The sequence below is a fragment of the Streptomyces sp. NBC_00691 genome (assembly GCF_036226665.1).
Classification (GTDB): Bacteria; Actinomycetota; Actinomycetes; order Streptomycetales; family Streptomycetaceae; genus Streptomyces.
Genome location: NZ_CP109007.1, coordinates 1,624,857 through 1,639,763, shown reverse-complemented (window position 1 = coordinate 1,639,763; position 14,907 = coordinate 1,624,857). Strand labels below are relative to the sequence as shown.

Genomic DNA, 14,907 nt, shown 5'->3' with positions numbered 1-14,907 from the left:
ACACTGGGGGCATGGACTGGTGCCGGTACCGCTTCCGCAGCGTCTGGCGGCTCGCCGCCCCGCCCGACGCGGTCTACGCCGTCCTGGAGCGCGCCGAGGAGTACCCGCGCTGGTGGCCCCAGGTCCGCGAGGTCGTCCCCGTCGACGACACCACCGGCACCGCCCGCTTCCGCTCCCTGCTCCCGTACGACCTCGTCGTCACGGCCCGCGCCCTGCGCCGCGACCCCGTGGCACGGGTCCTGGAGGTCGGGCTGGACGGCGATCTGGAGGGCTGGGCCCGCTGGACCCTCACCCCGGAAGGCACCGGCACCCATGTCCTGTACGCGCAGGAGGTCGAGGTCCGGACCCGTCTGCTCCGCACCCTCGCCGTCCCCGGCCGCCCCGTCTTCCGCGCCAACCACGCCCTGATGATGCGGGGCGGGAGGCGGGGGATCGCGGCTCACCTGCGAGCGGTTTGAACGAAGGGCTTGAAGGCCTGTATGGTTCAACCCGTTCCCGGGCGATTAGCTCAGCGGGAGAGCACTTCGTTCACACCGAAGGGGTCACTGGTTCGATCCCAGTATCGCCCACCGGGTAGAGGCCGGTCCGTCGAAAGACGGACCGGCCTCTGTCATGTGCCGTGCCGCCGGGCCCGGTTCAGGCCGCGGTGCCGAGCTCCGGCCGCAGCGGCCACGACGGGTCCACCGTCTCCGGCGTCCCCTGCCGCGTGAACCACGCCTGGAGACCCCGCGCCTGCGCCGCGTGCCACACCGCCTGCAGCGTGTGCAGCTCCGCCGGCGACAGCCGTTCCAGCCGCGACGAGAAGCGCCGCGCCACCGCCCGTACGACATCGAGCGCCGCCGTCGCGTCCGCCGCCGCGTCGTGGGCCCCCGCCAGCTCCACCTCGTAGTGCGCGCACAGGTCCGTGAGGGTCCGCCGGCCCTTCCGGTAGCGGTCCAGATGCTTGTCCAGGACCCGCGGATCGAGGACGACCAGCGGGGTGCCCCCCAGGTAGTCGCCGAGCGTGGACGCCCGGTGCCTGCGCAGCTCGCGGTCGAGGATGGTCAGATCGAACGGCGCGTTCATCACCACCAGCGGACGCCCCGCCGCGCTCTGCTCCGCCAGCGCGCGCGCCAGCTCCTCCATCACCGGAGCCGGCCACCGGCCGTTCCGCTGGAGGTGATCGTCCGTCAGTCCGTGCACGGCGGTGGCCCCCTCGGGCACCGGTATGCCCGGATTGACCAGCCACCGCGTCACCCGCGGCCGCGCTCCCATCGTGTCCTGTACGACGAGGGCGGCGGACACGATCCGGTCGCCCTCGACGTCGACTCCTGTGGTCTCCGTGTCGAAAGCGGCCAGGGGCCCTTCGTACCAGTGCATCGTCATCCCTGAACTCCCTGCACACGTGCGGCAGATGGCCAACCCCCTGCCCCGAAACGGTGATACCCGGACTGTTTGCGCCGTACGCGGACCGGTCACAACACAAGGGACGGGGAAGGAAGACGACATGGCGCTCGCCCAGCCCGAGTCGGGAGGGCTGCCGCCCCAGCGGCTGGCACCGACGCGCGGCTCACTCGCCACCACCGCCTGCATGGAGACCCTCCAGGTGGGATACCTGCACGCCGTCGCCGCCGCGGCCGGCTGCTCGCTCTCCCAGCCCTTTCCGGACAACGGCATCGACTGGCACGTGAGCCACGGCTCGCCCGGCCACACGGTCGACGACGAGGTGACCATCAAGGTGCAGCTCAAGTGCACCTACCAGATACCGCCGCGCCCGCCCGGGAAGACCTTCTCGTTCACCCTCGACAACGACCACCTGGTGAAGCTCGCCAGGACCCCGGTGGCCGTGCACAAGATCCTCGTCGTGATGCTCGCCCCGAGGTCACAGGAGGACTGGCTGAGGGCGAGCCACGACCGGCTCGACCTGCGGCACTGCTGCTACTGGATCAACCTGGCCGGACACCCGGTCACGGGACGGAGCCGGACCACCGTGCGCGTACCGACGGCACGGATCTTCGACGACCGGGCGCTCTGCGAGATCATGACCCGGGTCGGCGTGGGAGGGAGACCTTGATGCACCGACCGATCGACGAACCGGGGTTCGGGGACGAGGGGAGCGGGGCCGGACACGGCCCCGTGTCCGTTCCTCCGCCCTACCGTCCCCATCCGGCGCCCGGGGACACCCCCGGGCCCTGGACCGGGGTCCCCGCCCCGCCCACCGGCCCCTGGGCCGACAGCCAGGGCACACCCGACCCCGGCAGGGTCGACCCGCGCGTCCTCGGTGCCCTGCTCGCCCGCCACGGATGGCGGCGGCGGGGCGGGGCCGCCGGGCGCTACAGCCGCTGGACGCCGCCCGGCAGCGGCACCGGCACCAGCCTGCTCGTGCCCGAGAGCCGCGCCTTCCCGGACTGCGAGGACCTGCTCGGCGAGGCGCTCACCGCCCTCGCCCGCAGCGCCACGCCCTCCGCCCGCGAGGTCCTCACCGGCCTCGCCGTGCCCAGCGACGAGATCCGCTGGTGGCGCGACGTGCCCCCCGGCCCGGCCGGCATCGTCCCCTGGACCGTGCAGGAGCAGCTCAGGTCCGCCGCCCGCCAGCTCCTCCTCGCCGGCGCCCTCGCCGTCCGCGGCCGGGCCGGCTACTACGGGGCCCGGCACCGGCGCCCCGCCCAGGCCTCCCTGGAGACCGTCGTCGTCGGCGCCGCGCCCGGCGGACGCGGACTCACCGCCTTCCTGCCCGTCGCACCGGGCCGTCCCATCGCCGTCCGGCTCTACCACGCCCTCCACGCGGCCCGCGAGGCCACCGACTACCAGCGGGCCACCGGCGGCATGGAGGCCTTCGACGCCGCCGTCGAGGCGGGTGTCAGCCGCGAACTCACCGAGGCCCTCGTGGCCCTGGTGCGGGGCACCGAGGGAGCCAGGATCGCCCTGGAGTGGGCCCCCTCCGCCGGGGCGCCCGGGGGCTGCGCGGCCCGGCCCGAACCGGTCGAGTTCTCGCCCGGCGACCTGCCGGCGCTGCGCGAGGCGAGCGCCCGCTACCTGACCGACGAGCCCTCCGTGCCGGTCCGGCTGACCGGCGCCGTCGTCCGCATGCGCCGCTCCGGGCCGCGCGGCGAGGGAACCGTACGGCTCCGGGTGCTCGGCGGCGCCGAGGTCCCGCACGTCCGTGTCAGCCTGGACGAGGACGCGTACCGCACCGCCGGGCACGCCCATCTCGTCGGGCTGCCGATCCGGGTGGTGGGACGGCTGGAGAGCCGGGGCGGCTTCCGCCGTCTCACGGACGCCTCCGGGGTCGTCCCCGTGCAGGTCGACGAGACGGAACGGGACCGGCTGATGAAGTCGCTCCAGGGGAACGCCGGGGACGCGGACTTCTTCGAGGAGGCGTGCGGGCCGGACGAGGGGTAGGCCGGCGGGGGCCCGGCGGGCGGGAAACCGTTTCGCGGGCGGACCGGCCGCCTCGGTAGGATCGGCCGTGCGCGGCACCTCGTACCTGTCGCGCACCGCCGGCGCCGGCACCTCGTGTCTGCTTGCGCCCCTATGTACGGAGTACCCGTGTCTGAAGTCCGTGTGACCGTCCAGTCCGCCTCGGAAGCAGAGGAGAGGGCGGTGAGCGCGGGCACCACCGCCGGCGCACTGTTCGCCGACGACCGCACCGTCATCGCCGCCCGTGTGGCCGGCGAGCTGAAGGACCTGTCGTACGAGCTCGCCGACGGCGACGTCGTCGAGGGCGTCGAGATCTCCTCCCCGGACGGTCTCGACATCCTGCGCCACTCGACCGCGCACGTCATGGCCCAGGCCGTGCAGGAGCTCTTCCCCGAGGCCAAGCTGGGCATCGGCCCGCCGGTCCGGGACGGCTTCTACTACGACTTCGACGTCGAGAAGCCCTTCACCCCCGAGGACCTCAAGGTCATCGAGAAGAAGATGCAGGAGATCCAGAAGCGCGGCCAGCGTTTCGCCCGCCGTGTGGTGACCGACGAGGACGCCCGCGCGGAGCTGGCGGACGAGCCGTACAAGCTGGAACTCATCGGCATCAAGGGCTCCGCGTCGACCGACGACGGCGCCAGCGTCGAGGTGGGCGGCGGCGAGCTGACCATCTACGACAACATCGACGCCAAGACCGGCGACCTGTGCTGGAAGGATCTCTGCCGCGGTCCCCACCTGCCCACCACCCGGAACATCCCGGCGTTCAAGCTGATGCGCAACGCCGCCGCCTACTGGCGCGGCAGCGAGAAGAACCCGATGCTCCAGCGCATCTACGGCACTGCCTGGCCGTCGAAGGACGAGCTGAAGGCCCACCTCGACTTCCTCGCCGAGGCCGAGAAGCGTGACCACCGCAAGCTGGGCAACGAGCTGGACCTCTTCTCCATCCCGGACGAGATCGGTTCCGGCCTCGCCGTCTTCCACCCCAAGGGCGGCATCATCCGCCGGGTCATGGAGGACTACTCGCGCAAGCGCCACGAGGAGGAGGGCTACGAGTTCGTCTACTCGCCGCACGCCACCAAGGGCAAGCTGTTCGAGAAGTCTGGCCACCTCGACTGGTACGCCGAGGGCATGTACCCCCCCATGCAGCTCGACGAGGGCGTGGACTACTACCTCAAGCCCATGAACTGCCCGATGCACAACCTGATCTTCGACGCGCGCGGCCGTTCGTACCGTGAACTTCCGCTGCGCCTCTTCGAGTTCGGCACCGTGTACCGGTACGAGAAGTCGGGCGTCGTGCACGGCCTGACCCGGGCCCGGGGCTTCACCCAGGACGACGCCCACATCTACTGCACCAAGGAGCAGATGGCGGAGGAGCTCGACAAGACCCTCACCTTCGTCCTGAACCTGCTGCGCGACTACGGTCTGACCGACTTCTACCTGGAGCTGTCCACCAAGGACCCGGAGAAGTTCGTCGGCTCGGACGAGATCTGGGAGGAGGCCACCGCGGTCCTCCAGCAGGTCGCCGAGAAGCAGGGCCTCCCGCTGACCCCCGACCCGGGCGGCGCCGCGTTCTACGGCCCGAAGATCTCGGTACAGGCGCGCGACGCCATCGGCCGTACCTGGCAGATGTCGACCGTGCAGCTCGACTTCAACCTGCCGGAGCGCTTCGACCTGGAGTACACCTCCCCGGACGGCACCAAGCAGCGCCCGGTCATGATCCACCGCGCGCTGTTCGGTTCGATCGAGCGCTTCTTCGCCGTGCTCCTGGAGCACTACGCGGGCGCGATGCCGCCGTGGCTGGCCCCCGTCCAGGCCACCGGCATCCCGATCGGCGACGCACACGTCGACTACCTGCACGAGTTCGCCGCCAAGGCGAAGAAGCAGGGCCTGCGGGTGGACGTCGACTCGTCCTCGGACCGGATGCAGAAGAAGATCCGCAACGCGCAGAAGCAGAAGGTCCCGTTCATGATCATCGCGGGTGACGAGGACATGGCCGCCGGCGCCGTCTCCTTCCGTTACCGCGACGGTTCGCAGGAGAACGGCATCCCCGTCGACGAGGCCATCGCCAAGATCGCCAAGGTCGTCGAGGACCGCGTCCAGGTCTGATCCGCCGGTCGCACGGACTCAGGAGGCCCCCGGGGTACCCCCCGGGGGCCTCTTCTCGTCCTCCCGCCTGAACGTCTGGATCAGCCAGGACGAGAACGAACCCGTGACGGCCCCGATCAGGGCGACTCCGCACGCCATCATGCCCACCGCGATGAACCGGCCCATCGCGGTCACCGGGGTCACGTCCCCGTATCCCACCGTCGTCAGCGTCTCGGCCGCCCACCAGAGGGCGTCGCCGAACGTGCGGATCGTGGCCCCCGGGGCGCCGCGCTCGTGCTGGTAGACGGCGAGCGCGCCCGCGAAGCCGAGCAGCGCGACCGTGAGGCTGGAGTAGGCCATGACGCGGGCGTAGAGGGTCAGGCGCGGCTTGTCGTGGCGGCGCTGGATCTGCTCGTAGATCTTCACCATCTGCAACGGCCTCAGCAGCGGCAGCAGCAGCACGACGGTGCCCAGGAGATGCGCGCGGAGGAAGCGCAGGGGACCGAGGCCACTGAGCCGGAGCCGCACCACGTAGTCGAGGACGAAGACGCCCCACGACCCGAGCGTGACCGCCAGGCAGAGGTCCAGCCAGACCTGGTCCATGCCGTGGGCGAGCACCCGTACCGTGTACCCGGCGAGGAAGAGCAGGGACGCCACCGCGAGCGGCTTCTCCATGCGACGGTCCCAGCGCTCCTGCTTCTCGGGTCTCACGTCCATCGGATCAGCATGGCCGCTGCATGGATCTTCCGCCCCGGCGACACGTTCCGAACGGGCGACGCAATATGCTGCACAGCATGACGACTGAGCCGGAACAGCAGATCGGAGTGGGGACGCGGGACGCGTTCCAGCGCCTGTGGACGCCTCATCGGATGGCGTACATCCAGGGCGAGAACAAGCCGACCGGGCCGGGCGCCGAGGACGGCTGTCCGTTCTGCTCGATTCCGTCGAAGTCGGACGAGGACGGGCTGGTGATCGCCCGGGGCCGGAGCGTGTACGCGGTCCTCAACCTGTACCCGTACAACGGCGGTCACCTCATGGTCGTCCCCTACCGTCACGTCGCCGACTACACGGATCTGGACGCGGCGGAGACGGCCGAGCTCGCCGACTTCACCAAGCGCGCCATGATCGCGCTGCGGGCGGCCTCCGGCGCGCACGGCTTCAACATCGGCATGAACCAGGGCGCCGTCGCGGGCGCCGGGATCGCCGCCCATCTGCACCAGCACGTGGTGCCGCGCTGGGGCGGGGACACCAACTTCATGCCGGTCGTCGGGCACACCAAGGTGCTGCCGCAGCTCCTCGCGGACACCCGGAAGATGCTCGCCGACGCCTGGCCGGCCACCGTCTGATCCGTACGGCGAAGGGCCCGGGCCACAGCAGTGGCCCGGGCCCTTCGCCGTGTACCGGTCGCGGTGGATCCGTGTGGTCCGGTCACGGCCCCGCGGCCGGAGACCCTCGCGCGGAGCCCGGCCCGTCACGCGTCGTAGACGTCGGCCTTCTTGGGACCCGGTTCCTGGATGCCGCCGCTGAGGACCAGCGACCGGTTGGTGAAGCGCTCCGTGTCCACGTTGTGCTCGTCGAGGAACCTGAGGGTCGCGGAGTGGACCGCGCGGAGCACCGGCGTCGCCATCCTTATGGCGTCGTCGGCCATGAAGCGGTTCTTCCAGAGCGGACCGGCCCAGACGTGCCGCAGACCGAACGGCTCGGGCAGCACCATCTTGCCGCCGAGGAACTCAAGGACCGGCGGGTACCAGGTGAACGGGGCGCGCACCGCCAGCCGGACGACGTCGTCGGTGGTGAGCAGCGGCTGCTGGATCTCCTTGGTCTCCCAGAAACGGACCGCCTTCGAGACCTCCTTGGTCTTGGCCTTCGGCTTCGCGGTGAACAGGCCGTGCACGGGGCCCAGCGCGTGGCCGGTGACCTCGATCCTGAGCGTGTGGTGCAGCGAGGTCACCGTCACCATCATGGTGAGGACGAGGTTCCCGTCCCAGAGGGTGAACTGCACGCCGAGGTAGTGGCGGTTGCCGGCGCCGAACTGCTGGTCGTTGCAGATGCGCTGTATCTCGTGCGGCTTGACCTGGAAGTGGACGATGGTGTCGCCCTCGGGCCGGGTGACCTCGTCGGCGCCCTCACCGACGGCGGAGACGATCCAGTGCTTGACGGTCGGCTTCGGGAAACCGGTCTTGAGCGATCCGCGCTCCAGGAGCGTGAGCTGGTCGTGGATCTTGCGGATGACGTCCCAGGCGCGGAAGTCGTGGATCTCCCGGCCGGCCACGGGGACGAGTTCCTCGGCGAGCGTCCAGCTGCCCCAGCGGGTGCCCAGACCGAGAATGCCCTTCGGCCCCGCGTAGAACGCGATGTTGGACTGCTGCTCGGCCGAGAGCTTCTCCAGGTTCAGCCGCAGCTCCTCCGCCGCCTTCTCGCCGGGGTCCTGCGGAACGGACTTGGGGACCTGCGGTCCGGCGCCACCGCCGCTGAGCAGACCCGTCCAGCGCGCCCGCAGGTCGACGGCGGACCGGTCACAGATCCGGCGGGCCAGGAACCAGCCGATGACCGGGGCCACGAGCATGGCGCGCAGATAGTTCGGCAGGATCCCGTCGAAGGGCAGCTTGAGCAGCACGAGCGCCGCGGAGATGCCCGCCCCCCACAGCAGGACGGTGCCGACGATGCTCGTCCGCTTGTTCTCGGAGCCCGCGGCGAGGCGGCGCAGCTGGATGACGCCGAGCCAGAGCAGCAGACCGGGCAGGAAGAGGACGCCGCAGACCACGGTGACCAGCGTCAGCTGGGCGTCGCGCCGGCGCCGGATGTGGGTGGCCGCGAGGCAGTGCTCGACGACCGGCTGCGGCTCGGCGCCGAACGACTGGATGAGGGCCTTGCGGCCGCCTCCCAGCATCCGGACCTGTACCGCCCGGGAGAAGGCCTCGCCGAGGTCGGGGCGGAAGAGCTTCTCCCATTTCCCGCTCTTGAGGGTCGTCTTGTAGAGGTCGTTGTCGGCCTGCTGGATCGTGTCGAGCGGGCTGTCGCGGTACGCGGCGGACGCGAGTGCGTTCGTCGCGCCCGTACCACCGCCCGTGCCCATGAGGGGGACCTGCGCCCCGGGTCCGAAGCCATCGATCGCCACTGCCGCCCCCATCGCCGCGGTTACCTGTGCGGGCTGTTCCCAACTGCCGCGCCCCGCACACCTTCTGAGCTGGGCACCACAGCGTAACCGGGTACCGCCGTGTGCGTCACGGCCTGTGGATATCCGGGCCGAATGACGTTCGCCCGACACGTGTCGGGCGAACGTCCACCGCGGCCGCTCCCCGGCCGCTCGCCCGACCAGGCGCCGTTTCAGGCCTGTTCGCGGGCCTTCTCGGCGAGATGCTGCGGCATCGGCTCGTGCCGGACGTACGCACGGTCGAACCGGCCCGTGCCGTGCGACACGGAGCGCAGATCGATCGCGTACCGCCCGATCTCGATCTCCGGCACCTCGGCCCGGACCATCGTCCGCCCGGGACCGGCCTGGTCGGTGCCGACGACCCGGCCCCGACGCCCCGACAGATCGCTCATCACGGGGCCGACGTACTCGTCGGGCACCAGGACCTGGACCTCGGCGACCGGCTCCAGGAGGTGGACGGCGACCTCGGCCGCCGCCTCGCGCAGGGCGAGCGCCCCGGCCGTCTGGAACGCGGCGTCGGAGGAGTCCACCGAATGGGCCTTGCCGTCCTTGAGGGTGACCCGGATGTCGACGAGGGGGTAGCCGGCCGCGACACCGCGCGCGGCCTGGGCCCGTACGCCCTTCTCGACGGAGGGGATGAACTGCCGGGGGACCGCACCGCCGACCACCTTGTCGACGAACTCGACGCCGCTGCCCGGCGGGAGCGGCTCCACCTCGATCTCGCAGATGGCGTACTGGCCGTGCCCGCCGGACTGTTTGACGTGCCGTCCCCGGCCGGCCGAGGCGCCGCCGAAGGTCTCCCGCAGCGAGACCTTGTACGGCACGGCGTCGACCTGGACGCCGTACCGGCCGCGCAGGCGTTCGAGGACGACGTCCTGGTGGGCCTCGCCCAGGCACCACAGGACCACCTGCCGGGTGTCCTGGTTCTGTTCGAGACGCAGCGTGGGGTCCTCGGCGACCAGCCGGCCGAGCCCCTGCGAGAGCCGGTCCTCGTCGGCCTTGCCGTGCGCCTGGACGGCCAGCGGGAGCAGCGGCTCCGGCATGCTCCACGGCTCCATCAGCAGCGGGTCGTCCTTGGCGGAGATCGTGTCACCGGTCTCGGCGCGGCCCAGCCGGGCCACACAGGCGAGGTCCCCGGCGACGCAGTGCGCCATGGGCCGCTGCTGCTTTCCGAAGGGGGACGTGAGGCCGCCGATCCGCTCGTCGACATCGTGGTCCGCGTGCCCCCGGTCGGCCAGTCCGTGACCGGAGACATGGACGGTCTCGTCGGGGCGCAGGGTGCCGGAGAAGACCCGGACCAGGGAGACCCGGCCCACGTACGGGTCGGCGGCGGTCTTCACGACCTCGGCGACGAGGGGGCCTTCCGGGTCGCAGGTGATCGGCGGACGGGGCTGCCCGTCCGGGGTGGTCACGGCGGGCGGTTCGTGCTCCAGGGGGGACGGGAAGCCGCCCGTGATGAGTTCGAGGAGTTCGAGGGTGCCCAGACCCTGCGTTCCGCCGCCGGTGGCGGGGGCGGCCGCGAGCACCGGGTGGAAGGTGCCCCGGGCGACGGCCTTCTCCAGGTCGTCGACGAGCGTCTCCACGTCGATCGACTCGCCACCGAGGTAGCGGTCCATCAGGGTCTCGTCCTCGCTCTCGGCGATGATCCCCTCGATCAGCCGGGCCCGGGCCTCCGCGATCAGCTCCCGCTGCCCCTCGTCGGGCGGGTTCTCCTGCCGTACCCCCGTCGAGTAGTCGAAGATCCGCTCCGAGAGCAGGCCGACGAGACCGGTCGCGGGCGCGTGCCCGTCGGCGCCCTCCTCGCCGCGCACCGGGAGGTAGAGGGGCAGGACGGCGTCCGGGTCGTCGCGGCCGAAGAGCGAGGCGCAGACCTCGGTGAGCTCGCCGAAGTCGGTGCGGGCGGTGTCGAGATGGGTGACGACGATGGCACGGGGCATGCCGACGGCGGCGCACTCCTCCCAGATCATCCGGGTGGAGGCGGCGACGGAGTCGGCCTCCTGGGCGGCCGAGATGACGAAGAGGGCCGCGTCCGCCGCGCGCAGACCGGCCCTCAGCTCCCCGACGAAGTCGGCGTACCCGGGGGTGTCGAGGAGGTTGATCTTGTACCCGTCCCAGCCGACCGGAACGAGGGAGAGCTGTACGGACCGATGCTGGCGGTGCTCGATCTCGTCGTAGTCGGAGACGGTGCCGCCGTCCTCGACGCGCCCCGCCCGGTTGAGTGCTCCGGCGGTCTGCGCGAGCGCTTCGACCAGGGTGGTCTTTCCGGATCCGCTGTGGCCGACCAGCACCACGTTCCGTACGGCCGTGGGCCGGTCGGCCGTCAAAGCCCTGCCGGCGGCTCCGGCGGCCGTGTTCGCCTTGTCACCCATGATGTGTTCCTCCCGACTGCTCGCACGGTGCGGCGGTACGACGGGTGCCACGGGGGAGTGGTGTGTCGCGGTACGGCTCCGGCGGGTGCCCGCGGTGGTCCTTCGAGCTTTGCACCGACCCGGGGAGGCGTCCATACGTCGTACACGGGAGGGGCCCCGAGGGGGACGCGGACGCGGCGGGGCGGGTGCCGCCCGTACGCCGGGGCGCGCGTGGCTACGATGGGTGAGCCGGTGGTCGTAGGGGCCGCGCGGCCCACCGAACCTCGGGAAGGCCATGCTGAACAAGTACGCGCGTGCATTTTTTACGCGTGTCCTCACACCGTTCGCCGCGTTTCTGCTCCGCAGGGGCGTCAGCCCCGACGCGGTCACGCTCATCGGCACTGCGGGAGTGATGGCCGGTGCACTGGTCTTCTTCCCGCGCGGGGAGTTCTTCTGGGGCACCATCGTCATCACGCTCTTCGTCTTCTCCGACCTCGTCGACGGGAACATGGCCCGGCAGGCGGGGATCTCCAGCCGTTGGGGCGCCTTCCTCGACTCGACGCTCGACCGGGTCGCCGACGGCGCCATCTTCGGCGGCTTCGCGCTCTGGTACGCGGGCAAGGGCGACGACAACGTGCTGTGCGCCGTGGCGATCTTCTGCCTGGCGAGCGGTCAGGTCGTGTCGTACACGAAGGCCCGAGGCGAATCGATTGGCCTGCCCGTCGCCGTCAACGGTCTGATCGAACGCGCCGAACGCCTGGTGATCTCGCTCGTCGCGGCCGGCCTGGCCGGACTGCACACCTTCGGCGTCCCCGGGATCGAGATCCTGCTGCCGATCGCGCTGTGGATCGTGGCCGTCGGCAGCGCCGTCACGCTGGGCCAGCGGGTCGTGACCGTACGACGGGAATCGGCCGAGGCGGACGCCGCCGCGGCCGGCGGGGGCGGGGCGACGACATGAGCACGTTGAAGGACGGGACACCGGAGGACGGCACGTCGCGGGGCGGCGCGTCCGGGGGCGGGGTACCGGAGGGCGGCGTGTCCCAGGGCGGCGCGTCCGGGGGCGGCACCTTGAAGGAGCGACTGAGCGACGGGCTGTACGGCGCCGGCTGGGCGACCGTCAAGAAGCTGCCCGAGCCGGTGGCCGCCGGCCTCGGCCGGCGGATCGCCGACTTCACCTGGAAGCGGCGGGGCAAGAGCGTCCTGCGCCTCGAGGCCAACCTCGCGCGCGTGGTGCCGGACGCCACGCCCGAGCGGCTCGCCGAGCTGTCGAAGGCCGGCATGCGCTCGTACATGCGGTACTGGATGGAGTCCTTCCGGCTGCCGACCTGGAGCAGGGAGCGGGTCGAGCGCGGGACGGACATCAAGGACGTCCACCATCTCCAGGAGGGTCTCGCCGCCGGACGCGGGGTCGTCCTGGCCCTGCCGCACCTGGCGAACTGGGACCTCGCGGGCGTGTGGGTGACCCGCTGCCTCGGCGTACCGTTCACCACCGTCGCGGAGCGGCTCAAGCCGGAGACGCTGTACGACCGTTTCGTGGCCTACCGCGAGTCCCTCGGCATGGAGGTCCTCCCGCACACCGGGGGATCCGCCTTCGGCACGCTGGCGCGCCGCCTGCGGGCCGGCGGCCTGGTCTGCCTGGTCGCCGACCGCGACCTCTCGGCGTCCGGCACCGAGGTGACCTTCTTCGGGGACACGGCGCGGATGCCGGCGGGACCGGCGATCCTCGCCCAGCAGACGGGCGCGCTGCTCCTGCCGGTGACGCTCTGGTACGACGACACGGCGGTCATGCGGGGGCGCATCCACGCGCCGATCGACGTACCCGAGTCGGGTACGCGGGCCGAGAAGACGTCCGTGATGACACAGGCGCTGGCCGACGCCTTCGCCACCGGCATCGCGGACCACCCGGAGGACTGGCACATGCTGCAAAGACTGTGGCTCGCGGACCTGGAGGAACGCCCGGAGCCCGGCGCGAGCGCCGGGACCTCCGGTACCGAGCGGGGCGGGGAGCGCGGCGAGTGAAGATCGGGATCGTCTGCCCGTACTCGTGGGACGTGCCGGGCGGCGTCCAGTTCCACATCCGTGACCTCGCCGAGCACCTCATCCGGCTCGGCCACGAGGTCTCCGTCCTCGCGCCCGCCGACGACGAGACACCGCTGCCGCCGTACGTGGTGTCGGCCGGCCGGGCCGTGCCCGTGCCCTACAACGGCTCGGTGGCGCGGCTCAACTTCGGCTTCCTCTCGGCGGCCCGGGTACGGCGCTGGCTGCACGACGGCACCTTCGACGTCGTCCACATCCACGAGCCGACCTCGCCGTCGCTCGGGCTCCTGACCTGCTGGGCGGCGCAGGGGCCGATCGTGGCCACCTTCCACACGTCGAACCCGCGCTCGCGGGCGATGATCGCCGCGTACCCGATCCTCCAGCCGGCGCTCGAGAAGATCAGCGCCCGGATCGCGGTCAGCGAGTACGCCCGGCGCACGCTCGTCGAGCACCTCGGCGGCGACGCCGTCGTCATCCCCAACGGGGTCGACGTGGACTTCTTCGCGCGCGCCGAGCCGAAGAAGGAGTGGCAGGGCGAGACGCTCGGCTTCATCGGGCGTATCGACGAGCCGAGGAAGGGCCTGCCCGTCCTCATGCGGGCACTGCCCCGGATCCTCGCCGAACGTCCCGGGGCGCGGCTCCTGGTCGCCGGGCGCGGGGACGAGGAGGAGGCGGTGGCCTCGCTGCCCCGGGAGATGCGCTCCCGGGTGGAGTTCCTCGGCATGGTCAGCGACGAGGACAAGGCGCGGCTGCTGCGCAGCGTCGACGTGTATGTGGCGCCCAACACCGGCGGTGAGAGCTTCGGCATCATCCTCGTCGAGGCGCTGTCGGCGGGCGCGGCGGTCCTCGCCTCCGACCTGGACGCGTTCGCGCAGGTCCTGGACCAGGGGTCGGCGGGGGAACTCTTCACCAACGAGGACGCGGATGCGCTCGCGAACGCGGCGATCCGCCTCCTCGGCGACGAGGAACGCCGCGCGGAACTGAGCGTCCGGGGCTCGGCCCATGTACGCCGCTTCGACTGGACGACGGTGGGCGCGGACATCCTGGCGGTCTACGAGACGGTGACGGACGGGGCGGCGGCGGTGGACACGGACGAACGAGTGGGCCTGCGGGCGAGGCTGGGCCTGTAACGCCCCGGACCCCCACCGCCCCGCCCGGACGCCCGCGTTGCGGGCGTCCGGGCGGGGTCCGTCGCTCCGTCGTGCTTGCCGCGGCCGCCCCCGGGCAGGCTCGTCGCATGATCTCCGTCGACACCCTCGATCTCGGGCACCTCACCCGCCCCGCCACCGAATGGGGCGGGCTCCACGCGCGCGTGGAGCCCGTGCTCGGGTATCTCGTGCGGCACGCCCGAGGGAGCCTGCTCTTCGACACCGGGGTGGGGACCGGTTCCCCGGAGACCGACGCCCACTACCGGCCCGTCCGCAAGCCCCTCACCGTCGGTCCCGCGGACGTGGACACCGTCGTGAACTGCCACCTCCACTTCGACCACATCGGTGGCAACCGGCTCTTCCCCCGCACCCCCGTCCTCGTCCAGCGCACCGAGCTGGCCCTCGCCCTCGCCGGCGGGCACACCATCGACTCGCTGCTGCCCGGCGTGCGGTACGTGGAGCTCGACGGCGAGCACGAGATCGCCCCTGGCGTACGGATCGTGCCCACCCCCGGCCATACCGAGGGCCACCAGTCGCTGTTCCTCGACCACGGCGACCGCGTGACCGTCCTCGCAGGGCAGGCGTACGACGTCGCCCACGAGTTCGGCACTCCCCACCGCCCGTGGCTCGACCGGCTCGCCGAGCTCGCCGCGGGCCGGCCCGCGCGTGTCCTGTTCGCCCATGACCACGACCTTTGGGAAGGGGTGCTGCCGCCGCCCCGGTAGCCTTTGCGCCC

13 protein-coding genes and 1 tRNA gene are annotated in these 14,907 nt (G+C 71.8%); 10 read left to right on the top strand and 4 right to left on the bottom strand.

What is annotated here, in order from left to right; translation table 11 throughout:
• Positions 1-11 precede the first annotated feature (11 nt).
• Positions 12-458: an SRPBCC family protein gene (locus tag OG392_RS07250; RefSeq protein ID WP_329276790.1), complete on the top strand. Its 447-nt coding sequence runs from the start codon at positions 12-14 to the stop codon at positions 456-458.
• A 39-nt stretch (positions 459-497) separates the two neighbouring features.
• A tRNA-Val gene (locus OG392_RS07245) sits at positions 498-569 on the top strand.
• Between the two features lie 67 nt (positions 570-636).
• Here OG392_RS07245 and OG392_RS07240 read toward each other — a convergent pair.
• Complete coding sequence (locus OG392_RS07240) at positions 637-1,365, bottom strand: 3'-5' exonuclease (protein ID WP_329276788.1); 729 nt, start codon at positions 1,363-1,365, stop codon at positions 637-639.
• Positions 1,366-1,486: 121 nt separating this feature from the next.
• Between OG392_RS07240 and OG392_RS07235 the strand changes: the two genes are divergently transcribed.
• The 3 genes from OG392_RS07235 to thrS all read left to right on the top strand — a co-directional run bounded on the left by OG392_RS07235 (position 1,487) and on the right by thrS (position 5,505).
• Complete coding sequence (locus OG392_RS07235) at positions 1,487-2,053, top strand: DUF4365 domain-containing protein (protein ID WP_329276786.1); 567 nt, start codon at positions 1,487-1,489, stop codon at positions 2,051-2,053.
• On the top strand, positions 2,053-3,381 hold the full coding sequence (locus tag OG392_RS07230; RefSeq protein ID WP_329276783.1) for a hypothetical protein: 1,329 nt from the start codon (positions 2,053-2,055) through the stop codon (positions 3,379-3,381). Before OG392_RS07235 ends, OG392_RS07230 begins: the two co-directional genes overlap by 1 nt.
• A 147-nt stretch (positions 3,382-3,528) precedes the next feature.
• Positions 3,529-5,505, top strand: coding sequence for a threonine--tRNA ligase (gene thrS / locus OG392_RS07225; RefSeq protein WP_329276781.1), 1,977 nt, complete (start codon positions 3,529-3,531; stop codon positions 5,503-5,505).
• Positions 5,506-5,523: 18 nt separating this feature from the next.
• Here the strand turns inward: thrS and OG392_RS07220 are convergent, their stop codons facing one another.
• Positions 5,524-6,201 (bottom strand): potassium channel family protein, encoded by a 678-nt coding sequence (locus OG392_RS07220; RefSeq protein ID WP_329276779.1) that lies wholly within the window; start codon positions 6,199-6,201, stop codon positions 5,524-5,526.
• A 65-nt stretch (positions 6,202-6,266) separates the two neighbouring features.
• Between OG392_RS07220 and OG392_RS07215 the strand changes: the two genes are divergently transcribed.
• A complete protein-coding gene (locus tag OG392_RS07215; RefSeq protein WP_329276777.1) occupies positions 6,267-6,830 on the top strand; it encodes an HIT family protein in 564 nt (187 codons plus the stop codon).
• A 125-nt stretch (positions 6,831-6,955) separates the two neighbouring features.
• Here OG392_RS07215 and OG392_RS07210 read toward each other — a convergent pair whose 3' ends face one another.
• Both OG392_RS07210 and OG392_RS07205 read right to left on the bottom strand, forming a co-directional pair.
• Positions 6,956-8,614: a hypothetical protein gene (locus OG392_RS07210; RefSeq protein WP_329276775.1), complete on the bottom strand. Its 1,659-nt coding sequence runs from the start codon at positions 8,612-8,614 to the stop codon at positions 6,956-6,958.
• Between the two features lie 197 nt (positions 8,615-8,811).
• Positions 8,812-11,007 (bottom strand): elongation factor G-like protein EF-G2, encoded by a 2,196-nt coding sequence (locus tag OG392_RS07205; RefSeq protein WP_329276773.1) that lies wholly within the window; start codon positions 11,005-11,007, stop codon positions 8,812-8,814.
• A 274-nt stretch (positions 11,008-11,281) separates the two neighbouring features.
• On the opposite strand from OG392_RS07205, the gene pgsA reads away from it, so the two are divergent.
• The 4 genes from pgsA (at position 11,282) to OG392_RS07185 (ending at position 14,896) form a co-directional block, all read left to right on the top strand.
• Positions 11,282-11,944, top strand: a complete 663-nt coding sequence (pgsA, locus tag OG392_RS07200; RefSeq protein WP_329276771.1) for a phosphatidylinositol phosphate synthase — start codon at positions 11,282-11,284, stop codon at positions 11,942-11,944.
• A 110-nt stretch (positions 11,945-12,054) separates the two neighbouring features.
• Positions 12,055-13,005 carry a phosphatidylinositol mannoside acyltransferase gene (locus OG392_RS07195; RefSeq protein ID WP_329287113.1) on the top strand — a complete coding sequence of 317 codons (951 nt, stop codon included), beginning with the start codon at positions 12,055-12,057 and terminating at the stop codon, positions 13,003-13,005.
• The gene (locus OG392_RS07190; protein ID WP_329276770.1) at positions 13,002-14,153 is read left to right on the top strand and encodes a glycosyltransferase family 4 protein; all 1,152 of its coding nucleotides are present in this window, start codon (positions 13,002-13,004) and stop codon (positions 14,151-14,153) included. Before OG392_RS07195 ends, OG392_RS07190 begins: the two co-directional genes overlap by 4 nt.
• A gap of 107 nt (positions 14,154-14,260) precedes the next feature.
• Positions 14,261-14,896, top strand: coding sequence for an MBL fold metallo-hydrolase (locus tag OG392_RS07185; protein ID WP_329276769.1), 636 nt, complete (start codon positions 14,261-14,263; stop codon positions 14,894-14,896).
• Positions 14,897-14,907 lie beyond the last annotated feature (11 nt).

Coding starts and splice junctions, on each gene's coding strand:
- OG392_RS07250 (WP_329276790.1), top strand. CDS start 12: ATGGACTGGTGCCGGTACCGCTTCCGCAGCGTCTGGCGGCTCGCCGCC.
- OG392_RS07240 (WP_329276788.1), bottom strand. CDS start 1,365: ATGACGATGCACTGGTACGAAGGGCCCCTGGCCGCTTTCGACACGGAG.
- OG392_RS07235 (WP_329276786.1), top strand. CDS start 1,487: ATGGCGCTCGCCCAGCCCGAGTCGGGAGGGCTGCCGCCCCAGCGGCTG.
- OG392_RS07230 (WP_329276783.1), top strand. CDS start 2,053: ATGCACCGACCGATCGACGAACCGGGGTTCGGGGACGAGGGGAGCGGG.
- OG392_RS07220 (WP_329276779.1), bottom strand. CDS start 6,201: ATGGACGTGAGACCCGAGAAGCAGGAGCGCTGGGACCGTCGCATGGAG.
- OG392_RS07215 (WP_329276777.1), top strand. CDS start 6,267: ATGCTGCACAGCATGACGACTGAGCCGGAACAGCAGATCGGAGTGGGG.
- OG392_RS07210 (WP_329276775.1), bottom strand. CDS start 8,614: ATGGGGGCGGCAGTGGCGATCGATGGCTTCGGACCCGGGGCGCAGGTC.
- OG392_RS07205 (WP_329276773.1), bottom strand. CDS start 11,007: ATGGGTGACAAGGCGAACACGGCCGCCGGAGCCGCCGGCAGGGCTTTG.
- pgsA (WP_329276771.1), top strand. CDS start 11,282: ATGCTGAACAAGTACGCGCGTGCATTTTTTACGCGTGTCCTCACACCG.
- OG392_RS07185 (WP_329276769.1), top strand. CDS start 14,261: ATGATCTCCGTCGACACCCTCGATCTCGGGCACCTCACCCGCCCCGCC.